The organism is Pantoea vagans (assembly GCF_004792415.1).
Lineage (GTDB): Bacteria > Pseudomonadota > Gammaproteobacteria > Enterobacterales > Enterobacteriaceae > Pantoea > Pantoea vagans.
This window is the reverse complement of the sequence record NZ_CP038853.1, coordinates 2,926,657-2,948,787: the sequence shown is the minus strand read 5'-3', so window position 1 is coordinate 2,948,787 and position 22,131 is coordinate 2,926,657. Positions and strand designations below refer to the sequence as shown.

Below are 22,131 nucleotides of genomic sequence, written 5' to 3'. Positions count from 1 at the left end.
GAGTAAGTTCACCGGGATGCATTCTCCTGCCGCCTCAATGCAATCTGAGATCCATTGGGTATTTTTTTGTTAATTCAGTGCTTTGTCATTTGGCGTTTTGAACAGGGCTTTCATGTCATCAGAGAGTTCAAAGTTCATGTTCAGATTCTTTGGTGGAATCGGCTGTTTGAACCAGGTATCGAACCATTTTTCTGCCTGACCAGAGGTCTGGGCTTTAGCAATGGTTTCATCGACCAGCGCTTTAAACTGCGGATCATCTTTACGCAGCATGCAGCCATAGGCCTCTTTTGACTGTGGCGTACCTAAAATTTCCCAGTTATCCGGCTTTTTGGCTTTGGCGCGTTCGCCGGCCAGCAGAGCATCATCCATCATGAAAGCCACGGCACGACCGGTTTCCAGCGTACGGAAAGAGTCACCGTGATCTTTGGCGCTGATGATGCGCATATCCAGTTTCTGTTCGTCATTGAGTTTATGCAGCAGCACTTCAGAGGTGGTTCCTGAAGTCACGACCACGGTTTTGCCTTTCAGATCGGCGAAGTCTTTGATCGGGCCATCTTTTTTAACCAGCAGACGGGTGCCGATGACAAAAATGGTGTCAGAGAACGCGGCCTGTTTCTGGCGCTCAAGGTTGTTGGTAGTGGAGCCACACTCATAATCGTAGGTGCCGTTTTGCAGCAGCGGAATACGGTTTTGTGAGGTGATCGGAATCATTTTGACCTGCAGGTCCGGCTTTTTCAGCTTCGCTTTAATGGCTTCCACAATGGCGTTTGAGTAAGCCTGTGAATAGCCGACGACTTTTTGCTGGTTGTCATAGTAAGAAAAGGGAACTGATGATTCGCGATGCCCGACCACAATGACGCCATTGTCATTGATCTTCTTCAGGGTGCCGCTGAGATCTTCCGCCTGGGCCGCTCCCGCCGCTGCGCTGATCAGCAGAAGAGATAATGCCACTTTGCGTAGTTGCATGTTCCAACTCCTTCGTATGAAAAAGGCCCAGGCTATTACCTGTGCTGATTATGATGTTGTGTCTGTTTTTTGCTGCGTTTCTGCTCATTCTGCGGGTTAAATGGGCGCAGAAGAGTCACTAACATAGCGGATTGTTAACGCAATGAAACAAAAAAGTTTCTTTTTTGCGAGGCGATCCGCACCAAAAAAAGGCAAATATCTTGTGCTGCGCGTTAACGGTGCAGCAGAGGCGACTGTTTTGGTGCAACCGGCCAGGCGTCGGCGCCTGCAATCCGCCTGTTGGCGAAAAACAGTGAAACATTCTGCAATCATCGTGCCAGAAAGCGGTACAGGGCGAGAAAGGCAGCAGAGTATGTGGTCGGGGGAGTGAGATATACCGGGGAGCGAGCAAAGAAAAAGGCGAAGCCTGCGCTTCGCCTTTAAGGATCGGATAGATTACCGGCGTCGACGCAGCAGAGCTATCAACGCCGCCAGCAGCGTCAGTGACCAGACTGGCCAGATGCCCGTCCGCGCATACGGGGTTTCCCCCTGCGTCGGCGTGACCTTGCTGGTCAGCACATCGCGGGTAAACTGCGGCAGCATCGCTTCCACATCACCACTGGCATTGACCACCGCCGTCACGCCGTTGTTGGTGCTGCGCAACAGCGGACGTCCCAGCTCCAGCGCCCGCATCCTTGCCATCTGGAAGTGCTGCCACGGGCCGATTGAGTGACCAAACCAGGCATCGTTCGAAACGGTCAGCAGGAAGTTAGTGTCGGGATGGAAGTTGGCCCGCACCTGTTCACCGAGCACAATCTCATAACAGATGGCGCTGGTCAGGTTATAGCCCGCCACGCTGAGTTGCGGCTGGAGATAGTTGCCACGGCTGAAGGCTGACATGGGCAGATCGAAGAACGGGGCCAGCGGACGCAGCAGATCGGCCAGCGGCACAAATTCGCCAAACGGCACCAGATGATTCTTCTGGTAACGATTGCCGCTGAAGTAGTTGTACGGCGTTTTGCCGCCCAGCACGATCACGGTGTTGTAGTCGTGATAACGATTCTGCTCCAGCCGGGAGTCAACGATGCCGGTGACCAGCGAACTGCCGCGCTCACGCAATTCGTCATCCAGCGAACGCAGGAACGGCTGCTGATTACTTTCCAGATCGGTTATCGCCGATTCAGGCCAGATAATAATCGGCGCTTTACCCATCAGCGGCTGGCTCAGACCGTTATAGATGCGCAGGGTCGTGAGCAGTTGCTGCGGGTCCCACTTCATCGACTGCGGGATATTTCCCTGTACCAGCGCCACGTCGACAGCACGCTCCGGCATTGGCTGAACCCACTGGATGTAGCGCAGCGGCCACGGCAGAGCCAGCAGCAGCAACGCGGCCACCAGACTTCTGACGTTGCGCTGCTGGAGGGCATAAGCCAGCAGGCCTGCAATGACCATCAGCAGGAAGGTCAGGGTCTCGACGCCCGCCAGCGGGGCCAGGCCTTTTAACGGACCGTCGATCTGGCTGTAACCAAACTGCAGCCACGGGAAGCCGGTCAGCACCCAGCCGCGCAGAAACTCAGTCATCTGCCACAATGCCGGTGCTGCCAGCGCCATGCGCCATAGCGTCGTGCGCGGCCAGAGGCGATTCAGTACGCCCGCAAACAGCGCCGGATAGACCGCCAGATAGGCCGCCAGCAGCGCCACGATAAAGACATTGACCGGACCAGGCATGCCGCCAAAGGTGGCAACACTGACATAGACCCAGTTAATGCCGCTGCCGAACAGACCCACTCCCCACACAAAGCCTATCGCCGTGGCCTGCGGGCTTGAGCGGTTCAGGGTCAGCAGTTGTAAACCGCACAGCGAGAGCAGGGCGGCAGGCCAGAAATCGTAAGGAGAGAAGGCGAGGGTGCCCAGTGCACCCGTTATTAAAGCCAGCAGCAGGCGAACCCGCTGCCGCGGGTAGAGTGAGGCTAAAGCCATAGACTTATTCGTCTTCCAGTTGGGGTTGTGGCGAATTTTCCGGAATAGTCACGTGAACCTGGATGATGCGGCGGCTGTCAGCCATCGCCACCTTGAACTGGTAACCCTCAATCTCGATGCTTTCACCGCGAGCGGGCAGATGGCCGAAGCCCTGCATGACCAGACCACCAATGGTGTCGACTTCATCATCACTGAACTGTGTGCCAAATACCTCATTGAAATCTTCAATGGCGGTCAGTGCGCGCACCGTGAAGGTATGACGGTTGAGCTGACGGATATCACGATCTTCTTCATCGTCATACTCATCTTCAATCTCACCCACGATCAGCTCAAGAATGTCTTCGATAGTGACCAGGCCAGAGACACCACCAAACTCATCAATAACAATCGCCATGTGATAACGCTGTGAGCGGAACTCTTTCAGCATCCGGTCAACACGTTTACTTTCAGGCACCACCACCGCAGGACGCAGCACTTTCTCAATGCTGAACGGTTCTGATTCACTGCTCATAAACGGCAGCAGATCTTTCGCCATCAGAATCCCTTCCACATGATCTTTGTCTTCGCTGATCACCGGGAAGCGGGAATGCGCAGAGTCGATAATGACATCCAGACACTCTTCGAGGCTCTGATTACGTTTCAGGGTGATCATTTGCGAACGCGGGATCATGATGTCACGCACGCGCTGCTCCGCAATATCCAGAACCCCTTCGAGCATGTCGCGGGTGTCCTGGTCAATCAGCTCTTTGTTATTCGAGTCGCGGATCAGCTCCAGGAGCTCATCACGGTTTTTTGGTTCACCGTGAAAGAGTTGGTTGATCAACAGGGAGAAAAATCCCTTTTTACTACTGGGTGCATCGCTGTTTTGAGAATGGTCGTCGCTCATGGCGGTTTTTAAAGATCTCTCTGGTGAGGAATGGGGGCTGTCAGCAAACCGTGCTGACAGCCGGATTGCCTGAATTCAGGATTCAGGCGTCTTCTTTCTCCGAAATGTACGGATCAGGATACCCAAGAGCAAGCATTATCTCGGTCTCCAGTCCTTCCATCTCGTCAGCTTCGTCATCTTCAATATGGTCGTAACCCAGCAGATGGAGCGTACCGTGTACCACCATGTGTGCCCAGTGGGCTTCAACGCTTTTTCCCTGTTCTGCCGCTTCCTGCTCAACCACCTGACGGCAGATGATCAGATCGCCCAGCAGCGGCAGCTCAATGCCCGGCGGCGCTTCAAACGGGAAGGAGAGGACGTTGGTTGGCTTATCTTTGCCACGATAAGTCAGATTAAGCTCATGACTTTCCGCTTCATCAACCAGACGTACTGTGACTTCGCTTTCGGGCTGGAAAGGGGTCACAGCCGCTGAGAGCCAGCGGTGAAACTGGCGTTCATCAGGCAGATCAGCGGTGTTATCACAGGCGACCTGCAGGTCGAGAATCACCTCGCTCATTTGCTCTCCTGCGTGGCGCTCTGTGCTGCCAGCGCTTCACGTTTACGCTCTTCTGCCTGCTGGTCACGGCGGGTCTGATCGGCGGCTTCCCAGGCTTCATAAGCGGTGACAATGCGGGCAACGACCGGATGGCGCACCACATCTTCGCTGTGGAAGAAGTTAAAGCTGATCTCTTCCACGTCTGCCAGCACCTCGATAGCATGACGCAGGCCCGACTTGACGTGACGCGGCAGGTCGATCTGGGTGACGTCACCGGTTATGACCGCTTTGGAGTTAAAGCCGATGCGCGTCAGAAACATCTTCATCTGCTCGATGGTGGTGTTCTGGCTTTCATCAAGAATGATGAACGCATCGTTCAGGGTTCGACCGCGCATGTAAGCTAGCGGGGCAACTTCAATAACGTTGCGCTCCATCAGCTTTTCAACGCGCTCGAAGCCGAGCATTTCAAACAGCGCATCGTAGAGCGGACGCAGATAAGGGTCGACTTTCTGGCTCAGGTCGCCTGGCAGGAAGCCGAGCTTTTCACCCGCTTCGACGGCAGGGCGGGTCAGCATGATGCGGCGAATCTCCTGACGTTCCAGCGCATCCACCGCTGCGGCCACCGCCAGATAGGTTTTACCGGTACCGGCCGGGCCGACACCAAAGGTAATGTCGTGGTCGAGCACATTCGCGATGTACTGGGCCTGATTTGGCGTGCGCGGTTTGATCACACCACGCTTGGTCTTAATGTTGACCGCTTTACCGTACTCCGGCACGCTTTCAGCGGTTTGCTCCAGTACCCGGCTCTCTTTAATCGCCAGGTGAATCTGGTCAGGCTCAATATCCGGAATCTCACCACGCATCGGCGCGGTATCGACATACAGGGTCTTCAGAATATCTGCGGCGGCATTAACGCAAAGTGGGCGTCCCACCAGCTTAAAGACGTTGTCGCGACGATTGATCTCAATGCCCAGACGACGCTCAAGCTGTTTCACATTATCGTCGAAAGGCCCGCACAGGCTCATCAGACGACGGTTATCAGCCGGTTCAAGGGCAATTTCACGAGTTTCGATATTCAAACGAATCCTTTGGGTCACTCAGGGCCAGTTATGGGATGTGTCTGACGCACCGTTGGGCTTAACCGGATGCACCATAACGAAATTATTTATGCCGTAACGCCTGGGCGCAAGCTTAAGGAGAGATATTTGGGCAACACTTTCAGAAACCAAGTGCCGCGGCGTGAAATTGGCGGCAACGCAATGCGCGCTGCCGCTCAATATAGCAGGTATCACGGCTGGAACAGACCCACGCCGATTTCGTTTTCTTTGCGGGTACGGGCAATCACGGATGCCGGGCTTTGCGCCATACGCAGGCCCATCTCTTCTTCAGTACGCACCAGCCTGCCGCGCAGCGAGTTGGTGTAGACATCGACAATTTCAACATCTACAAAGTGGCCAATCATCTCAGGCGTGCCTTCAAAATTGACCACACGGTTATTTTCGGTGCGGCCAGAGACTTCCATGACGTTCTTGCGGGAGATGCCTTCCACCAGAATACGCTGCACGGTGCCGAGCATGCGGCGACTGATCGCCTGCGCCTGCTGGTTAATGCGGTCCTGCAGGATCCACAGACGCTGCTTTTTCTCCTCTTCGCTGACATCATCCGGCAGGTCAGCGGCGGGTGTGCCGGGACGGGCAGAGTAGATAAAGCTGAAGCTGACGTCGAAATTGATGTCGGCGATGAGCTTCATGGTCTGCTCAAAATCCTGCCGGGTTTCTCCGGGGAAGCCAATGATGAAGTCGGAGCTGATCTCAATGTCCGGGCGCGCCGCGCGCAGCTTGCGGATGATCGCCTTATATTCCAGCGCGGTATGCGCGCGCTTCATCAGTGTCAGAATACGGTCTGCGCCACTCTGAACCGGCAGATGCAGGAAACTCACCAGCTCCGGGGTATCGCGATAGACATCAATGATGTCATCGGTGAACTCAATCGGATGGCTGGTGGTGAAACGAATGCGATCGATACCGTCGATAGCGGCGACCAGGCGCAGCAGCTCAGCGAAGGTACAGATCTCACCATCAAAGGTGGCACCACGGTAAGCGTTAACATTCTGACCCAACAGGTTAACTTCACGCACGCCCTGCGCCGCCAGCTGGGCGATCTCCAGCAGTATGTCATCGCTGGGACGGCTCACTTCCTCACCACGGGTGTAAGGCACCACGCAGAAAGTACAATATTTGTTGCAGCCTTCCATAATGGAGACAAAGGCTGTCGGGCCTTCTGCACGCGGTTCCGGCAGGCGGTCAAATTTCTCAATTTCCGGGAAGCTGATGTCGACTACGGGGCTTTTGGTACCGCGCACGGTGTTGATCATCTCCGGCAGGCGGTGCAGTGTCTGCGGACCAAACACAATATCTACGCAGGGCGCACGCTGACGAATATGATCGCCTTCCTGCGACGCCACACAGCCACCCACGCCGATAATCACATCCGGGTTGCGCTCTTTGAGTTTTCTCCAGCGTCCCAGCAGATGAAATACCTTCTCCTGCGCTTTCTCACGAATGGAGCAGGTGTTAAGCAGCAGAATATCCGCCTCTTCAGGGACCTCGGTCAGCGTATAGCCGTGCGTACTGTTCAGCAGATCAGACATCTTGGATGAATCATACTCATTCATCTGACATCCCCAGGTTTTGATATGCAGTTTTTTTGTCATCGCGCTAGCCATTGATTCAGTGCAGTGAAGTGAGGGGCGCGTATTGTAATGCTTTGATGCTGTGGTGACCAGTCTGAGGGCTTTTCTGCCAGCCATCGGGTTTTCCGGTACACTTTGCTCTATTCAGACCCGCGATGCGCAGGCTGGCGGGAATAAGAGAGGGAGTTAAGCAATGCAGGGTAATCAGTTTGATGTCGTGATTGTCGGCGGTGGCATGGTCGGTGCTGCGCTGGCCTGTGGACTGACACAGCAACATTTTCGCGTGGCGGTGATTGAGCGTGCTGAACCCGCGCCGTTTGATGCCGACAGCGATCCCGATCTGCGAATTTCAGCGATCGGATCCTCCTCGGTGGCGTTGCTGAAGCAGCTCAACGTCTGGCCGCGGGTCGAAGCGATGCGCAGCGCACCCTATCGCAGACTGGAAACCTGGGAGTGGCAGACGGCGCAGGTGAGTTTTGATGCTGCCTCGCTGGGCTTGCCTGAACTGGGCTTTATGGTTGAGAACAGCGTGCTTCAGCGGGCGTTATGGGAGGAGATGCAGTCGCTGGGCGTGACCTGCTATTGCCCGGCCACGCTGGAAAACCTGCAGCCAGAAAATGGCGGCTGGCGCGTCGACCTTAACGACGGCGTGGCCTTGCATACCCGGCTGGTGATTGGTGCAGATGGCGCAAACTCGCAGGTGCGGCAGATGGCCGGGATCGGGATTCATGGCTGGAGCTATGCGCAGTCCTGCCTGCTGATCAGCGTGACCTGCGACCATCCGGCAGGGGATGCGACCTGGCAGCACTTTACGCCGCAGGGACCACGTGCCTTCCTGCCGCTGTATGGCAATCGGGCCTCGCTGGTCTGGTATGACGCGCCCGCAAGAGTCCGTCAGCTGCAGGCGATGCCGATAGCCCAGCTGGAGAAAGAGATCGCCAGCCACTTCCCGGCGCGGCTGGGACGGTTCAAAGCCCATGCGGCGGGCGGCTTCCCGCTGGTGCGCCGTCACGCTTCACGCTATGTCCTTCCGGGGCTGGCGCTGGTGGGTGATGCTGCGCATACCATTAACCCGCTGGCCGGGCAGGGCGTGAATCTGGGGTATCGCGATATTGATGCGTTGATTGATGTGCTGGTAAGCGCGCGCGGTGCAGCGGAGGACTGGGCGTCAGAGCGGGTATTACAGCGCTATCACCGTCAGCGTCGCAAAGACAATATGCTGATGCAGGGCGGGATGGATCTCTTTTACTTTGCCTTCAGCAACCAGCTGGCACCGCTGAGGTTTGCGCGAAATCTCGGGCTGATTGCCGCTGAACATTCTGGCGTACTGAAGCGGCAGGTATTGCGTTACGCGCTGGGGCTATAGTCGCTTACGCGTTCAGGCTCGCCGCAGGGCGGGCCAGTAATCAGGATGGTGGAGAAGGGACAAAAACAACAAAGCCCGCAAAAGCGGGCCTGGTTGTGCAATTTGGCTGGGGTGCAGGGATTCGAACCCCGGAATGCTGGTATCAGAAACCAGTGCCTTACCGCTTGGCGACACCCCAATAATGGGTTTTTCAAATTGTCTTTGTATGGCTGGGGTGCAGGGATTCGAACCCCGGAATGCTGGTATCAGAAACCAGTGCCTTACCGCTTGGCGACACCCCAATTATATGGTGGCTACGACGGGAATCGAACCTGTGACCCCAGCATTATGAGTGCTGTGCTCTAACCAGCTGAGCTACGTAGCCAAATTGTACTGCATTTCAATGATGGCTGGGATACCTGGATTCGAACCAGGGAATGCCGGTATCAAAAACCGGTGCCTTACCGCTTGGCGATATCCCATTCGTCCGTTCTCAGCATACAAGAATCATCGAAATTGGCTGGGATACCTGGATTCGAACCAGGGAATGCCGGTATCAAAAACCGGTGCCTTACCGCTTGGCGATATCCCATCCACGCTGCCGAATAATGAAATGGTGCGGGAGGCGAGACTTGAACTCGCACACCTTGCGGCGCCAGAACCTAAATCTGGTGCGTCTACCAATTTCGCCACTCCCGCAAAAAAAGATGGTGGCTACGACGGGAATCGAACCTGTGACCCCAGCATTATGAGTGCTGTGCTCTAACCAGCTGAGCTACGTAGCCATCTTTTTTTCGCGTTACCTTCATCGGCGTTGCGGGGCGCATTATGCGGAGTTGACCAGACAGCGTCAACAAGTTTTTTACCGTTTTTTGCCAGATAATCGCTGTTTGACTGGCTTATAACCAGCCTGGCGGTTTATTCGGCAATTTTTCAGTGAATACAACGCTAATCGTAAAAAAAATGGGCCATAACCGGCCCATTCTGGTGGCTTTCTGTCGGCTTATTTATAGGCTGACTGATGCACACCCACGGCACGTCCGGAAGGATCGTCCATGTTTTTAAACGCTTCATCCCATTCAATCGCTTTGGCAGACGAACAGGCGACGGATGGACCGCCTGGCACACACTCTGCCGCACTGGCTAACGGGAACAGCTCTTCGAAAATCTCACGATAGAGATAAGCTTCTTTCGAACCCGGCGTGTTGAACGGGAAGCGGAAATGGGCGGTTGCCAGCTGCTGGTCGCTGATTTGCTTCGCGGCCACTTCCTTGAGTGAGTCGATCCAGCTATAACCCACACCATCAGAGAACTGCTCTTTCTGACGCCACGCTACGCTCTCTGGCAGGTAAGAGGAGAAACATTCACGCAGAATGTGCTTCTCCATTTTACCGTTGCTGCCACACATTTTGTCGGCAGGGTTGATACGCATTGCCACATCCAGGAATTTTTTATCCAGGAAGGGTACGCGGGCTTCAACGCCCCAGGCGGACATCGCTTTGTTGGCGCGGGCGCAGTCAAACATATGCAGCGCCTGCAGTTTACGCACGTTTTCTTCGTGGAACTCTTTGGCGTTTGGCGCTTTATGGAAGTAGAGATAGCCGCCAAACACTTCATCTGCACCTTCACCCGACAGCACCATCTTAATACCCATCGCTTTGATCTTACGCGACATCAAGTACATCGGCGTAGAGGCGCGAATGGTGGTAACGTCATAGGTTTCAATGTGATAAATCACATCGCGAATCGCATCCAGACCTTCCTGCACGGTGAAATGAATTTCGTGATGCACGGTGCCCAGATGTTCCGCCACGGTTTTCGCCGCTTTTAAATCGGGTGAACCTTCCAGTCCGACCGCGAAGGAGTGCAGCTGCGGCCACCACGCATCACTTTTATCCTGATCTTCAACCCGTTTCGCCGCAAAACGCTTGGTCACGGCTGAAATGATAGAGGAGTCCAGACCGCCTGACAGCAGCACGCCATAAGGGACATCTGACATCAGGTGGCTTTTCACCGACTCTTCCAGCGCATGTTTCAGGCCAGCCGCATCTGTGGTGTTGTGTTCAACGTTTTTGTATTCCATCCAGTCACGCTGCCAGTAACGACGGATTTCGCCATCGGTGCTGGAGAGGTAGCTTCCCGGCGGGAACTCTTTGATCGAACGGCAGGCCGGTACCAGCGCTTTCATTTCTGACGCAACAAACAGGTTGCCGTGCTCATCGTTACCCATGTAAAGCGGAATGATGCCAATATGGTCGCGGCCAATCAGATACGATTTCTTAACGCTGTCATAGAGGATAAAGGCGAACATGCCTTCCAGCTCATCAAGGAAATCGACACCTTTCTCCTGATAGAGCGCCAGAATCACTTCACAGTCAGAACCGGTCTGAAATTCGTAGCGATCGCTGAGTTCAGCGCGCAGTGCCTGATGGTTGTAAATCTCGCCGTTAACGGCCAGTACGTGGGTGTGATCGGCGTTGTACAGTGGCTGTGCGCCGTTGTTAACGTCAACAATTGAGAGGCGTTCATGCGCCAGAATAGCCTTGTCATCTGCATAGACACCTGACCAGTCCGGGCCGCGATGACGCATTAAACGTGAACATTCCAGCGCTTTTTTGCGCAGCTCAACAGGATCGGTTTTCAGATCCAGCACACCAAAAATTGAACACATAACTGACTCCTAATCTCACCTTACGGCGATGTTATCTTTTGCGTTTGTCCGGCAGCCTGACGCTGCGTGATAGATAAGAAAATGCGCTATTTGGTGCATTCAATGCAAGAGGAATCGTGATTTACTGATAAAAATATTGCTCACATGGCAATAAAATTGAATAAACGACAATTTAAATGTTGTTTTGTTGTTGGATCGGCAATGAAATGGCGTTTGTGAGTAAAAAACAGGCAGCGAAAGTAGGCGGGACCATGAAAAAAAGGGGGGACGCATCACAGATTAAACGGATGCGTCATAAGAAAAATGAATCAGAACAGGTCAATATCGGCAACAGAAGGGTAGATCCAGTCCGGACGGAACGGCATGGCATCGATATCGCTCAGCGTCGAGACGCCTGACAGCACCAGTACTGTCTCCAGACCTGCCTGGAAACCGGCGAGAATATCGGTTCGCAGGTTATCACCCACAATGACCGTCTCTTCCGAGTGAGCCTGCATTTTATTCAGCGCGGCGCGCATGATGTAAGGGCTGGGTTTGCCCACCACAAACGGGCTACGGCCTGAGATCTTCTCAATCCCGGCGCAGAGCGCGCCACAGGCGGGTATAAAGCCACGCGCGTGTGTATCGGGGTTGGTGGCGATAAAGCGCGCGCCGTTAGCGACGAAGAAGGCCGCTTTGTGCATCATGTCCCAGTTGAACGAACGCGTCTCCCCGACAATGACAAAATCGGGATTCACATCCGTAATGGTAAAACCCGCTTTATAGAGCTCATGAATCAGCGCGCCTTCACCAATGACATAGGCCTTTTTACCCTCCTGACGACGCAGGAAGTCGGCGGTAGCCATGGCAGAGGTATAGAAAACGGATTCAGGAACCTCAACACCAGCCGAAGCAAAGCGGTTAGCCAGATCCTGCTCAGTCTGCGAGGGATAGTTCGTCAGCACCACCAGCGGCATCTCTTTGGCCAGAATACGCTGTAAAAATTCCTGTGCGCCAGGAACGGCCGTGTTGTCGTGCATCAGCACGCCATCGATATCACAAATTACGCTTTTAATGGTCATAGTCAGATCCGATGTGGCCCGCCACAACAGCGGGTTAGCTTAGTCTTCCAGAAGATGTTGCAGCAGAATGCCGTTAAGCATGGCACGTTTAGCCAGCGCAAACGCACCAATCGCAGAACGGTGATCCAGGGTAGAACGCACCACCGGCAGATTTTTACGAAAGGCTTCTAATGCCTGGGTATTGATGCAGCCTTCAATCGCGGGCAGCAGCACTTTCTCTGCTTCCGTAATCTCGCCCGCCAGCACCACTTTTTGTGGATTAAACAGGTTAATCGCGATGGCAATCGCTTTGCCGAGATACCGGCCCACCTGTTCGACCACTTCGCAGGCCAGCGCATCACCCTGATTGGCCGCTTTGCAGATGTGGGACATCTGGCACGCCTCCAGCGTCAGTACACTGGGGTAGCCCTGATTCAGCAGATGCCGCACACGATTCTCAATGGCGCCGTTAGCGGCAATCGTTTCAAGGCAGCCAAAGTTACCGCAGTGACAGCGCTCGCCAAGCGGGTCAACCTGGATATGGCCGATTTCGCCGACGTTGCCGTTGCTGCCGAGGAAAATATGCCCGTTGGCAATAATGCCGGCACCGGTGCCGCGGTGTAAGCGCACCAGGATTGAGTCAGCACAGTCGCGGCTTGCACCGAAATAGTGCTCGGCCAGCGCCAGACTGCGAATATCATGCCCCACAAAACTGGTGACGTTGAACCGTTTTTTCAGACTGGCGACCAGCGGCCAGTGGCTGACAGAGATGTGTGGCATATAACGGATCACGCCGTTAATCGGGTCAACCAGGCCCGGCAGGATGACGGAAATCGCGATCAGCTCGCGTATTTTACGCTGGTGCTGCTCGATGAAGCCGCTGATGGCGTTAAACAGCGCATGTTCCAGCGTCTCCTGGGTGCGTTCCGGCAGCGCATAATCCTCCTGCGCCAGCGATTTACCGCTAAGGTCGAACAGGGTCAGAGTCGCATCGTTGCGGCCGAGGCGAACCCCGATGGTATGGAAGTGGCGGGTTTCAGTGATAATCGAGATAGCGCGGCGACCACCGGTAGACGCCTGCTGGTCTACCTCTTTGATCAGGCCGCGCTCAATCAACTGGCGGGTAATTTTGGTGACGCTGGCGGGGGCGAGCTGGCTGAGTTCGGCAATCTGAATGCGCGATATCGGCCCCTGTTGATCAATCAGCCGGTAAACCGCTGCGCTATTAAGTTGCTTAACAAGATCGACATTTCCTATTTGTGACTGGCCGCCAGTGGTCATTCAGTGCTTACTCGCTCAGGACGTCGTCTCCGTTGACTAACGTCTTAATGATTTTAAAGTCGCGCGTAAACACAGTCAGGTTCGCGATTTTTCCTGCTTCGATCGAGCCCAACTGTCTTTCCACGCCTATCGCCCGTGCCGGGTAGAGTGATGCCATGCGTAACGCTTCGTCCAGTGCGATACCGACATGCTCGACGCTGTTTTGTACTGCTTCTATCATCGTCAGGGCCGAACCACTGAGTGTGCCGTTTTCGTCAATACAGAGGCCGTCACGATAATAGATTGTTTTTCCAGCAAAAATAAACTCGCTGATGTCAGCGCCAGCCGGTGCGGTGGCATCGGTTACCAGCACCAGTTTGTCGCCTTTGATGCGTTTTGCATTGCGCACGTTAGCGTAATGTACATGTAAACCATCCGCAATAATGCCGCAGTATACATCAGGCGAATCAAACAGCGCACCGATAAGCCCGGGTTCACGTCCGGCAAACGCCGGCATAGCATTGTAGAGGTGGGTTGCGAAACTCACGCCAGCAGAAAAACCTGCTTTCGCCTCTTCATAGGTCGCATTCGAGTGACCCGCTGAGACAATGATTCCGGCGTCGGTTAACTGACGAATCACGTCGCTGCCGGCGTTTTCTGGTGCAAGGGTGACTTTGGTGATGACGTCGGCGTTGTCGCAAAGATACTGCACCATCGCCGCATCCGGCAGGCGAATCAGCGCCGGATCGTGGGTGCCTTTTTTCGCCTTACTCAGCCACGGGCCTTCCAGATGCAGACCCAGCGCCTGATGCTGATGTTTCTGCAGGTAAGCGCGCATGGTTTCAATCGCCCGCTTCATCAGCGCGTCGCTGCTGGTGATCAGCGTCGGTAAAAAACTGGTGCAGCCAGACTTTTCATTGGCGCGCTGCATCGTTTCCAGCGTCTCAATGCTGAGCGCATCAAGGCTGTCATTGAACTGAACGCCACCGCAGCCATTGAGCTGGAGATCGATAAAGCCCGGCGCAATAATCGCACCCGCCATATCCCGCTGCTCAATATCAGCCGACAGCGATTCACGTGGGCAGACGCGCGCAATAAGCCCGTCAGCCACCACGACGGCGTGATTATCCAGAATCTCATGGCCGCTGTAGATTCGACCGTTTACTAATGCGTACATCTTTTTTCTCCCGTCCTGGCCTGCTGTCACTCAGCGTAACAGCAGGGCAAGACACTATTCTGTTACACGCCTTTCATATTTTCCGCTTCCATTTCGCGGAAATATTTCACGGTTTTCACTTTCAATTCCATGGTGGCTGGCTCATCACAGACCACAACCGATTTCGCATGCAGCTGCAGGCAACTGATGGTCCACATATGATTCACGTTGCCTTCAACTGCCGCCTGCAGCGCCTGCGCTTTGACATGGCCGGTAACCAGAATCATCACTTCTTCGGCATCCAGCAGCGTGCCGACGCCGACCGTCAGCGCATACTTAGGCACCTGATCCACGTCACCGTTAAAGAAGCGCGAGTTCGCTACGCGGGTATCATGGGTCAGGGTTTTAATGCGGGTACGGGAAGCCAGTGAAGACGCCGGTTCGTTAAAAGCGATATGACCGTCGTTGCCGACACCGCCCATAAACAGGTGAATTTTACCCAGTGCGCGAATTTTCTCTTCGTACTGACGACATTCTGCGTCAATATCGGGCGCATTACCATTCAGCAGGTTGATATTTTCCGGTTGAATATCAACGTGATCGAAGAAGTTGCGATACATAAAGCTGTGATAGCTTTCAGGATGCTCTTTAGGCAGACCGACATATTCATCCATATTGAAGGTCACGACATGTTTAAAACTGACCTGGCCCGCTTTGTGCATATCAATCAGGTGTTTGTACGCCTCCAGTGGCGTGCCGCCGGTTGGCAGACCCAGAACAAAAGGTCTGTCCGCCGTCGGGTTAAACGCATTGATGCGGTTAACAATATGTCGGGCGGCCCATTTACCCACCTGGGTTGGCGTCGCTAAAGGAATCAGTCTCATGTTTCACCTCATTAGAAAATAGAAAGGGGATCGCTAAACCATTGCGTTAGTCATCAGCCTGAGCAGATTGTCTATTCTCGCTACGGGAGGAGCGTAATTCAATATTTCGGATCATAAAATAAGTTTGTGGTGATAGCCAGATGTTGCCGTGTGACATGATGTTTTTTAGTGATAAAAATCACATTTACCAGGGTTTTAATTTGCGAGGCGAATTAATTTATCATTACACTTCGCAGCGTGATATGAAGTGTATTAACGATCTTTGCAGCTGACATAACAACATTAAGCGGCGCAAAGCGACAAGTCAGGCTCATAGGGGGAAGGGGATATGTTAGGTTATTTACAGAAGGTGGGGCGTGCACTGATGGTGCCGGTAGCAACCCTGCCAGCAGCAGCAATATTAATGGGGGTAGGTTACTGGATCGATCCGGACAGCTGGGGTGCAGGTAATGCGCTCGCTGCGTTGCTGATCAAATCCGGTGCCGCCATCATCGAAAACATGTCAGTGCTGTTTGCGATTGGTGTCGCGTATGGCATGTCAAAAGATAAAGATGGTGCCGCTGCCCTGACTGGCTTTGTCGGCTTCCTGGTTGTTACCACGCTCTGCTCACCGGCCGCGGTGGCGATGATACAGAAGATGCCCGTTGACCAGGTGCCTGTGGCGTTTGGCAAAATCAACAACCAGTTTGTCGGTATTCTGGTCGGTATCCTGTCGGCGGAGGTTTACAACCGCTTCAGCCATGTCGAGCTGCCTAAAGCGCTTTCCTTCTTCAGCGGACGCCGACTGGTGCCGATTCTCGTCTCGTTCCTGATGATCTTCGTCGCCTTTATCCTGATGTATATCTGGCCGGTTATTTTTAATGGCCTGGTGGGCTTTGGTGAGCATATCCAGAAGCTCGGCTCTGCCGGTGCCGGTATCTACGCCTTCTTCAACCGCCTGCTGATTCCTGTCGGTCTGCATCATGCACTTAACTCCGTGTTCTGGTTTGATGTTGCCGGCATTAATGACATTCCTAAATTCCTGGGCGGTGCGCAGTCACTGGCTGATGGATCGGCAACCGTGGGCATCACCGGTCGTTATCAGGCAGGCTTCTTCCCGATTATGATGTTTGGTCTGCCGGGTGCTGCGCTGGCTATCTACCACTGCGCGCGTCCAGAGAACCGTGTCAAAGTCGGTAGTATCATGCTGGCTGCGGCATTTGCTGCTTTCTTTACCGGTATCACCGAACCGCTGGAATTCTCCTTCATGTTCGTGGCACCCGTGCTCTATCTGATCCACGCCGTCCTGACCGGCATCTCGGTCTTCATCGCTGCCAGCATGCACTGGATTGCCGGATTTGGTTTCAGCGCCGGGCTGGTGGATATGGTGCTCTCGACCCGTAACCCGCTGGCAACACACTGGTACATGCTGATTCCGCAGGGCCTGGTCTTCTTCGTTATCTACTACGTGGTGTTCCGCTTCACCATCAAAAAATTCAACCTGATGACGCCGGGCCGTGAGCTGGCGGTTGCCGGTGATGAAAGCGATGGTTATGACGTTAACGTCGATAAAACTGACAATGGTGAAACGGCTACTGAATCGCTGGCGCGCCGTTATATTGGTGCCGTGGGTGGCTCATCCAACTTAACCAGCATCGATGCCTGTATTACCCGCCTGCGTCTTAACGTGAATGATTCGGCTCAGGTCAATGAGGGCGTTGCGAAGCGTCTGGGTGCATCCGGGGTGATCCGCCTTAATAAGCAGAGCGTGCAGATCATCGTAGGTACTCAGGCCGAAAGCATTGCCTCGGCGATGAAAAAAGTGCTGACCAAGGGCCCGGTCGCAGCCGCTGCTACCAGCAGTGCGCCAGTGGAGCCTGACGTTAAACCGCAGGCCGTGCTGAACAGTGAGAAGCGTGTTATTGCGACATTGCTGGCACCGGTAACGGGCGAAGTGGTTGCGCTGGATGATGTGCCGGATGAAGCCTTTGCCAGCAAAGCGGTAGGCGATGGTCTGGCGATCAAACCGAGCGACAAATGGGTCGTGGCTCCAATTGACGGTACGCTGGTGAAAATCTTCAACACCAATCACGCCTTCTGTCTGGAAACGGACAATGGTGTAGAGATTGTAGTGCACATGGGACTGGATACCGTGGCGCTGGAAGGTAAAGGCTTTACCCGCCTGGCTGAAGAGGGGGCCACGGTGGTCGCCGGTCAGCCTGTGCTGGAAATGGACCTTGAATTCCTGAACGCCAATGCCCGCTCGATGGTGAGTCCGGTGGTTGTCAGCAACAGCGATGATTTCGCTGGTCTGACATTACTGGCCCGCGGTCAGGTGGTGGCAGGTGAAACTCCGCTGTATGAAGTGAAAGGCTAATCCCCGCAACAGAACCCCACAGGCAGGAAGCGATTCCTGCCTTTTTTGTTTTAAAGGCTTAACAAACGGTTGTTTCCCTCAGACGCTTTGTGGATCATACTCCGTTACTTCGTGGTACAAATCACCCGTTATTCGTATTGAGGATTTTTGAGATGAGTGAGGCTGAAGCCCGCCCAACTAACTTTATTCGTCAGATCATTGACGAAGATTTGGCGAGCGGTAAGCACAGCAGCGTGCATACCCGTTTTCCGCCGGAGCCCAATGGCTATCTGCATATTGGTCATGCAAAATCGATCTGTCTGAATTTTGGCATCGCCCAGGATTATCAGGGGCAATGCAACCTGCGTTTCGACGATACCAATCCGGTTAAAGAGGATGTGGAATTTGTTGAATCCATCAAGCGTGACGTCCAGTGGCTGGGTTTTGAGTGGAGCGGTGAGGTCTGTTACTCATCAAACTATTTTGATCAGCTTTATGACTATGCCATCGAGCTGATTTCTAAAGGTCTTGCCTACGTAGATGAGCTGAGTCCGGATCAGATTCGCGAATATCGCGGCACCCTGAAAGAGCCGGGCAAAAACAGCCCTTATCGCGACCGCAGCGTGGAAGAGAACCTGGCGTTGTTTGAGAAGATGCGTAACGGTGAGTTTGCCGAGGGCACGGCCTGTCTGCGCGCTAAAATCGACATGGCCTCTAATTTCATCGTGATGCGCGATCCGGTGCTTTACCGCATCAAGTTCGCGGAACACCACCAGACCGGCAACAAGTGGTGCATCTACCCGATGTATGACTTTACCCACTGCATCTCCGATGCGCTGGAAGGCATTACGCACTCGCTGTGTACGCTGGAGTTCCAGGACAACCGCCGTCTCTATGACTGGGTGCTGGATAACATCACCATTCCGGTTCATCCGCGTCAGTATGAGTTCTCGCGCCTGAATCTGGAGTATGCGGTGATGTCGAAACGCAAACTCACTCAGCTGGTGAGCGAGAAGCACGTAGAAGGCTGGGACGATCCGCGCATGCTGACCGTTTCAGGTCTGCGTCGTCGTGGATACACCGCCGCCTCTATCCGAGAATTCTGCCGTCGTATTGGCGTGACCAAGCAGGATAACATCGTGGAGATGGCCTCGCTGGAATCCTGTATTCGCGACGACCTGAACGAGAACGCGCCACGTGCCATGGCCGTGCTGGACCCGCTGAAAGTGGTGATTGAAAACCTGCCAGCAGGCCATAACGAAATCATCACCATGCCAAATCATCCGGGTAAACCGGAGATGGGCACGCGTGAAGTGCCGTTCAGCCGTGAGATCTGGATCGACCGTGCCGACTTCCGCGAAGAGGCGAACAAGCAATATAAGCGTCTGGTACTGGGCAAAGAAGTCCGCCTGCGTAATGCCTATGTGATTCGTGCTGAGCGCGTCGCTAAAGATGAAGCGGGCAACATCACCTGCATCTACTGCACCAGCGACACAGATACGCTGAGCAAAGATCCTGCCGATGGCCGTAAGGTCAAAGGGGTGATTCACTGGGTGTCTGCGGATCACGCGCAGCCAGCAGAGTTCCGTCTTTATGATCGTCTGTTCAGTGTGCCAAATCCGGGCGCGGCAGAGGACTTCCTGGCGGTGATCAACCCTGAGTCACTGGCGATCAAACAGGGCTTTGTGGAACCGGGCCTGCGCGATGCAGAACCGACCACTCCGTTCCAGTTTGAACGTGAAGGTTATTTCTGTGCCGACAGCGTTTACTCTAAACCGTCGCAGCTGGTGTTTAACCGCACCGTCGGTCTTCGTGATACCTGGGCGAAAACCGGCGAATAAATTTTTTTGAGGCTGACCTCATAAAATGACAAAAGGGCGATTTATCGCCCTTTTTTGTTGCCCCGATTTTAATCATTGCCGACGTTTATTCTGACCTAACCGCAACCGTTTAAATGCCACATTGTGAGAGAAATCTGAGTTTAAAAAAATTAATCAATTTCCGGATGTGAATTATCCGCTTTCAGGTAGGCTATGCGCTCTCAGAGGTTGCAAAGCGGGTTACAGAAGGAAAAAAAATGACAGTTCTCGCCCAGGAAGCCAGAAACAGTGTGGTCGTTTTACATCAGCTCATTGAACGTATTTTTAACCAGCCTGCCGGATCTGATGACAGTTTTGAGCTGCTGATGTCCTATTTCCATCCTGAATTCCGCATGGTCACCCCAAAGGGCAGAGAGTGCAATCTGAACGAGGTCGAGGAACTCTTCCGGCAGCTGCAGGGACAGCGCGAAGGGATGCGTATTGCCACCTGCGAGCACGTCATCCTTTCTCATCATGAAAAAGAGATCACCGTGCAGTATCGCGAAATGCAGATGATGAATGGCAATAATCAGAGCCGTATTTCGCTGGCGATACTGGACTGCAGCAGCTCCATTCCACGCTGGCGTTATCTGCAGGAGACGCTGGTCGCCTGATATCGCAGCCCAGGACAGACGAAAAAAAACCGGTGAATTCACCGGTTTTTTTATTTCAGGTCGCGTTACTGGTCGTGCAGGGTTTCATCTTCCCGGCAATCGCCCAGCGTACAGTGTCCATAGAGATAGAGGCTGTGGTTGGTCAGCTTGATGCCATGACGGGTGGCGATTTCACGCTGACGCGTTTCGATCGACTCATCGCTGAACTCAATAACTTTGCCGCAATCCAGGCAGATCAGATGATCGTGGTGATGCTGCTGCGTCAGTTCAAAGACAGATTTGCCGCCTTCAAAGTTATGACGGGTCACGATACCAGCGTCATCAAACTGGTTCAGAACACGGTAAACCGTAGCCAGGCCAATCTCTTCGCCGATATCGATCAGGCGTTTGTACAAATCTTCCGCACTGACGTGATGGCACTCAGGTTCCTGAAGCACTTCCAGAATTTTCAGTCTGGGCAGCGTCACTTTCAGGCCAGCCTTCTTTAATGCGGTGTTGTTGTCAGTCATGCGGATTTTGTCCTGTCACTATATTCACTTTTGTGGCTTGTCGCCTTGAATGTCGATCTGCGCTCATTCTCATTTGCGTCTCATTATAGAACTGAAGCGATGAAATGAAAACCAGAGGGCGTGCCTGAATCATCACGGGCTGTGGGGGATAGGTCACCGGGCCGGGGAGGATTCTGGCAGATGTCTGTTGGTACATCGCTTAGTCTTGCCGCCTGAGAAATAAGCGGAAGATCGATGCGGGTATTCTACAGATTAAACGGAGAAAGTTAAAAAAATGTGGCTATTATTTCTATAGGAATTTCCATTGCCTCAATGTGAGCTGGCGCTCACATTGAGTCGGGCAGGATCAGGCTTCGAGGATATCTTTCAGCTGCAGTTCATCAGAAATCTGCTTAACCCACTGCTCTACGCGCTGGTTAGTCAGTTCAGGCTGGCGATCTTCATCAATGGCCAGACCCAGGAAGTGGGTATCATCGGCCAGACCTTTTGAGGCTTCGAAGTGGTAACCTTCGGTTGGCCAGTGTCCGACAATCACGGCACCGTGCGGCTCAATGATGTCACGGATCGTGCCCATCGCATCACAGAAGTACTCCGCGTAATCTTCCTGATCGCCGCAGCCAAACAGCGCAACCAGCTTGCCGTTGAAATCGATCTCTTCCAGCGTCGGGAAAAAGTCATCCCAGTCGCACTGCGCTTCACCGTAGTACCAGGTCGGAATGCCCAGCAGCAGGATATCAAACGCTTCCAGATCTTCTTTTGTGCTTTTCGCGATGTCATGCACTTCTGCAACGTCTGTACCCAGCTGTTTCTGGATCATTTTTGCAATGTTTTCGGTATTGCCGGTATCGCTGCCAAAGAAGATGCCTACGAGTGCCATGAGTAAAATAACCTCTTAAATCCTGATAATGAGATGTGTGCCGCAGCACATTTCAGCGAATAATAGCAGACGAGAGAAAACCGGTGAACGGTTAAAGCCCCGACATTTGCTCCTGCGTGCGATTTGCCCGCATTAATCCAGTTTGAGCTGTGCCAGCAGCATCTGTTCAATCAGCTCGCTGCGGCTGAGATTGCGCTGTTCTGCCAGCGTGTTGAGCGCATCGACGGCTTCACTGTTCATTTTCAGTTCGACACGACGAAGTCCGCGTCCTTTGTCACGTTTGAGTTGATTACGCTTGTTGATGCGCAGCTGTTCATCACGCGAAAGCGGACTGGTTTTGGGTCGACCAGGGCGGCGCTCATCAGCAAAGAGATCGAGCGTCGTGCGGTCAGTCTGTTCTTTTGCCATGGCTTAGTAAAACTGAATGGGGGCGGGCGCCAGTCACTCACCGCGCAGATTATAAATTATTGGCTATTGCCGCAGCAAAACGGACGCGCGGCAAAATTTTAGCGCGCCATCATACTTCACGCTTACTCCGGACGC

The 22,131-nt window shown here is 53.7% G+C and carries 18 protein-coding genes and 7 tRNA genes; 4 read left to right on the top strand and 21 right to left on the bottom strand.

The window, feature by feature from the left end; translation table 11 throughout:
• Positions 1 to 69 precede the first annotated feature (69 nt).
• The 6 genes from EGO56_RS13930 to miaB form a co-directional block, all read right to left on the bottom strand.
• Positions 70 to 966: an amino acid ABC transporter substrate-binding protein gene (locus tag EGO56_RS13930; RefSeq protein ID WP_135909754.1), complete on the bottom strand. Its 897-nt coding sequence runs from the start codon at positions 964 to 966 to the stop codon at positions 70 to 72.
• A 435-nt stretch (positions 967 to 1,401) separates the two neighbouring features.
• Positions 1,402 to 2,925, bottom strand: a complete 1,524-nt coding sequence (lnt, locus tag EGO56_RS13925; RefSeq protein WP_135909752.1) for an apolipoprotein N-acyltransferase — start codon at positions 2,923 to 2,925, stop codon at positions 1,402 to 1,404.
• Positions 2,926 to 2,929: 4 nt separating this feature from the next.
• The gene (gene corC / locus EGO56_RS13920; RefSeq protein WP_013357111.1) at positions 2,930 to 3,811 is read right to left on the bottom strand and encodes a CNNM family magnesium/cobalt transport protein CorC; all 882 of its coding nucleotides are present in this window, start codon (positions 3,809 to 3,811) and stop codon (positions 2,930 to 2,932) included.
• A gap of 82 nt (positions 3,812 to 3,893) precedes the next feature.
• Complete coding sequence (gene ybeY / locus EGO56_RS13915) at positions 3,894 to 4,367, bottom strand: rRNA maturation RNase YbeY (RefSeq protein WP_135909750.1); 474 nt, start codon at positions 4,365 to 4,367, stop codon at positions 3,894 to 3,896.
• Entirely contained in the window at positions 4,364 to 5,425 is a 1,062-nt protein-coding gene (locus tag EGO56_RS13910; protein ID WP_013357113.1) for a PhoH family protein, read from the bottom strand. The genes ybeY and EGO56_RS13910 overlap by 4 nt, the downstream gene beginning before the upstream one ends.
• A gap of 209 nt (positions 5,426 to 5,634) precedes the next feature.
• Positions 5,635 to 7,059, bottom strand: coding sequence for a tRNA (N6-isopentenyl adenosine(37)-C2)-methylthiotransferase MiaB (miaB, locus tag EGO56_RS13905; RefSeq protein ID WP_135909748.1), 1,425 nt, complete (start codon positions 7,057 to 7,059; stop codon positions 5,635 to 5,637).
• A gap of 172 nt (positions 7,060 to 7,231) precedes the next feature.
• Here miaB and ubiF point away from each other — a divergent pair, with 172 nt between their 5' ends.
• The gene (gene ubiF / locus EGO56_RS13900; RefSeq protein WP_033782316.1) at positions 7,232 to 8,404 is read left to right on the top strand and encodes a 3-demethoxyubiquinol 3-hydroxylase; all 1,173 of its coding nucleotides are present in this window, start codon (positions 7,232 to 7,234) and stop codon (positions 8,402 to 8,404) included.
• Between the two features lie 103 nt (positions 8,405 to 8,507).
• On the opposite strand, the gene EGO56_RS13895 is transcribed toward ubiF, so the two are convergent.
• From EGO56_RS13895 to nagB, 12 genes are all read right to left on the bottom strand, one after another.
• Positions 8,508 to 8,582 (bottom strand) — tRNA-Gln (locus tag EGO56_RS13895).
• 28 nt (positions 8,583 to 8,610) lie between these two features.
• Positions 8,611 to 8,685: transfer RNA gene (locus tag EGO56_RS13890), tRNA-Gln, on the bottom strand.
• Positions 8,686 to 8,691: 6 nt separating this feature from the next.
• Positions 8,692 to 8,768: transfer RNA gene (locus tag EGO56_RS13885), tRNA-Met, on the bottom strand.
• Between the two features lie 22 nt (positions 8,769 to 8,790).
• Positions 8,791 to 8,865, bottom strand: a tRNA-Gln gene (locus tag EGO56_RS13880).
• 35 nt (positions 8,866 to 8,900) lie between these two features.
• Positions 8,901 to 8,975, bottom strand: a tRNA-Gln gene (locus EGO56_RS13875).
• A 22-nt stretch (positions 8,976 to 8,997) separates the two neighbouring features.
• Positions 8,998 to 9,082: transfer RNA gene (locus tag EGO56_RS13870), tRNA-Leu, on the bottom strand.
• Between the two features lie 9 nt (positions 9,083 to 9,091).
• Positions 9,092 to 9,168 (bottom strand) — tRNA-Met (locus EGO56_RS13865).
• Between the two features lie 218 nt (positions 9,169 to 9,386).
• Positions 9,387 to 11,054, bottom strand: coding sequence for an asparagine synthase B (gene asnB, locus EGO56_RS13860; protein ID WP_135909746.1), 1,668 nt, complete (start codon positions 11,052 to 11,054; stop codon positions 9,387 to 9,389).
• Positions 11,055 to 11,362: 308 nt separating this feature from the next.
• Positions 11,363 to 12,115, bottom strand: a complete 753-nt coding sequence (locus EGO56_RS13855; protein WP_013357117.1) for an HAD-IIA family hydrolase — start codon at positions 12,113 to 12,115, stop codon at positions 11,363 to 11,365.
• 39 nt (positions 12,116 to 12,154) lie between these two features.
• On the bottom strand, positions 12,155 to 13,375 hold the full coding sequence (nagC, locus tag EGO56_RS13850; protein ID WP_033731851.1) for a DNA-binding transcriptional regulator NagC: 1,221 nt from the start codon (positions 13,373 to 13,375) through the stop codon (positions 12,155 to 12,157).
• A gap of 7 nt (positions 13,376 to 13,382) precedes the next feature.
• On the bottom strand, positions 13,383 to 14,531 hold the full coding sequence (gene nagA, locus EGO56_RS13845; protein ID WP_135909744.1) for an N-acetylglucosamine-6-phosphate deacetylase: 1,149 nt from the start codon (positions 14,529 to 14,531) through the stop codon (positions 13,383 to 13,385).
• A gap of 62 nt (positions 14,532 to 14,593) precedes the next feature.
• A complete protein-coding gene (nagB, locus tag EGO56_RS13840) occupies positions 14,594 to 15,394 on the bottom strand; it encodes a glucosamine-6-phosphate deaminase (RefSeq protein ID WP_013357120.1) in 801 nt (266 codons plus the stop codon).
• Positions 15,395 to 15,722: 328 nt separating this feature from the next.
• Between nagB and nagE the strand changes: the two genes are divergently transcribed.
• The 3 genes from nagE (at position 15,723) to EGO56_RS13825 (ending at position 20,202) form a co-directional block, all read left to right on the top strand.
• Positions 15,723 to 17,750, top strand: coding sequence for an N-acetylglucosamine-specific PTS transporter subunit IIBC (nagE, locus tag EGO56_RS13835; protein WP_135909742.1), 2,028 nt, complete (start codon positions 15,723 to 15,725; stop codon positions 17,748 to 17,750).
• Between the two features lie 152 nt (positions 17,751 to 17,902).
• Positions 17,903 to 19,570 (top strand): glutamine--tRNA ligase, encoded by a 1,668-nt coding sequence (glnS, locus tag EGO56_RS13830; protein WP_135909740.1) that lies wholly within the window; start codon positions 17,903 to 17,905, stop codon positions 19,568 to 19,570.
• Between the two features lie 236 nt (positions 19,571 to 19,806).
• Entirely contained in the window at positions 19,807 to 20,202 is a 396-nt protein-coding gene (locus tag EGO56_RS13825) for a hypothetical protein (protein ID WP_013357123.1), read from the top strand.
• A gap of 65 nt (positions 20,203 to 20,267) precedes the next feature.
• On the opposite strand, the gene fur is transcribed toward EGO56_RS13825, so the two are convergent.
• The 3 genes from fur to ybfE all read right to left on the bottom strand — a co-directional run bounded on the left by fur (position 20,268) and on the right by ybfE (position 21,996).
• Complete coding sequence (gene fur, locus EGO56_RS13820) at positions 20,268 to 20,711, bottom strand: ferric iron uptake transcriptional regulator (RefSeq protein WP_009091454.1); 444 nt, start codon at positions 20,709 to 20,711, stop codon at positions 20,268 to 20,270.
• 346 nt (positions 20,712 to 21,057) lie between these two features.
• On the bottom strand, positions 21,058 to 21,588 hold the full coding sequence (gene fldA / locus EGO56_RS13815) for a flavodoxin FldA (RefSeq protein ID WP_013357124.1): 531 nt from the start codon (positions 21,586 to 21,588) through the stop codon (positions 21,058 to 21,060).
• Between the two features lie 132 nt (positions 21,589 to 21,720).
• Positions 21,721 to 21,996: a LexA regulated protein gene (gene ybfE / locus EGO56_RS13810; RefSeq protein ID WP_003852811.1), complete on the bottom strand. Its 276-nt coding sequence runs from the start codon at positions 21,994 to 21,996 to the stop codon at positions 21,721 to 21,723.
• Positions 21,997 to 22,131: the final 135 nt, after the last annotated feature.

Excerpts from the sequence above, each read along its gene's own strand:
- ybfE (WP_003852811.1), bottom strand. The coding sequence starts at position 21,996 with ATGGCAAAAGAACAGACTGACCGCACGACGCTCGATCTCTTTGCTGAT.
- asnB (WP_135909746.1), bottom strand. The coding sequence starts at position 11,054 with ATGTGTTCAATTTTTGGTGTGCTGGATCTGAAAACCGATCCTGTTGAG.
- nagB (WP_013357120.1), bottom strand. The coding sequence starts at position 15,394 with ATGAGACTGATTCCTTTAGCGACGCCAACCCAGGTGGGTAAATGGGCC.
- corC (WP_013357111.1), bottom strand. The coding sequence starts at position 3,811 with ATGAGCGACGACCATTCTCAAAACAGCGATGCACCCAGTAGTAAAAAG.
- ubiF (WP_033782316.1), top strand. The coding sequence starts at position 7,232 with ATGCAGGGTAATCAGTTTGATGTCGTGATTGTCGGCGGTGGCATGGTC.
- fur (WP_009091454.1), bottom strand. The coding sequence starts at position 20,711 with ATGACTGACAACAACACCGCATTAAAGAAGGCTGGCCTGAAAGTGACG.
- EGO56_RS13930 (WP_135909754.1), bottom strand. The coding sequence starts at position 966 with ATGCAACTACGCAAAGTGGCATTATCTCTTCTGCTGATCAGCGCAGCG.
- nagA (WP_135909744.1), bottom strand. The coding sequence starts at position 14,531 with ATGTACGCATTAGTAAACGGTCGAATCTACAGCGGCCATGAGATTCTG.
- lnt (WP_135909752.1), bottom strand. The coding sequence starts at position 2,925 with ATGGCTTTAGCCTCACTCTACCCGCGGCAGCGGGTTCGCCTGCTGCTG.
- nagE (WP_135909742.1), top strand. The coding sequence starts at position 15,723 with ATGTTAGGTTATTTACAGAAGGTGGGGCGTGCACTGATGGTGCCGGTA.
- nagC (WP_033731851.1), bottom strand. The coding sequence starts at position 13,375 with ATGACCACTGGCGGCCAGTCACAAATAGGAAATGTCGATCTTGTTAAG.
- fldA (WP_013357124.1), bottom strand. The coding sequence starts at position 21,588 with ATGGCACTCGTAGGCATCTTCTTTGGCAGCGATACCGGCAATACCGAA.
- EGO56_RS13855 (WP_013357117.1), bottom strand. The coding sequence starts at position 12,115 with ATGACCATTAAAAGCGTAATTTGTGATATCGATGGCGTGCTGATGCAC.
- ybeY (WP_135909750.1), bottom strand. The coding sequence starts at position 4,367 with ATGAGCGAGGTGATTCTCGACCTGCAGGTCGCCTGTGATAACACCGCT.
- EGO56_RS13825 (WP_013357123.1), top strand. The coding sequence starts at position 19,807 with ATGACAGTTCTCGCCCAGGAAGCCAGAAACAGTGTGGTCGTTTTACAT.
- glnS (WP_135909740.1), top strand. The coding sequence starts at position 17,903 with ATGAGTGAGGCTGAAGCCCGCCCAACTAACTTTATTCGTCAGATCATT.
- miaB (WP_135909748.1), bottom strand. The coding sequence starts at position 7,059 with ATGACAAAAAAACTGCATATCAAAACCTGGGGATGTCAGATGAATGAG.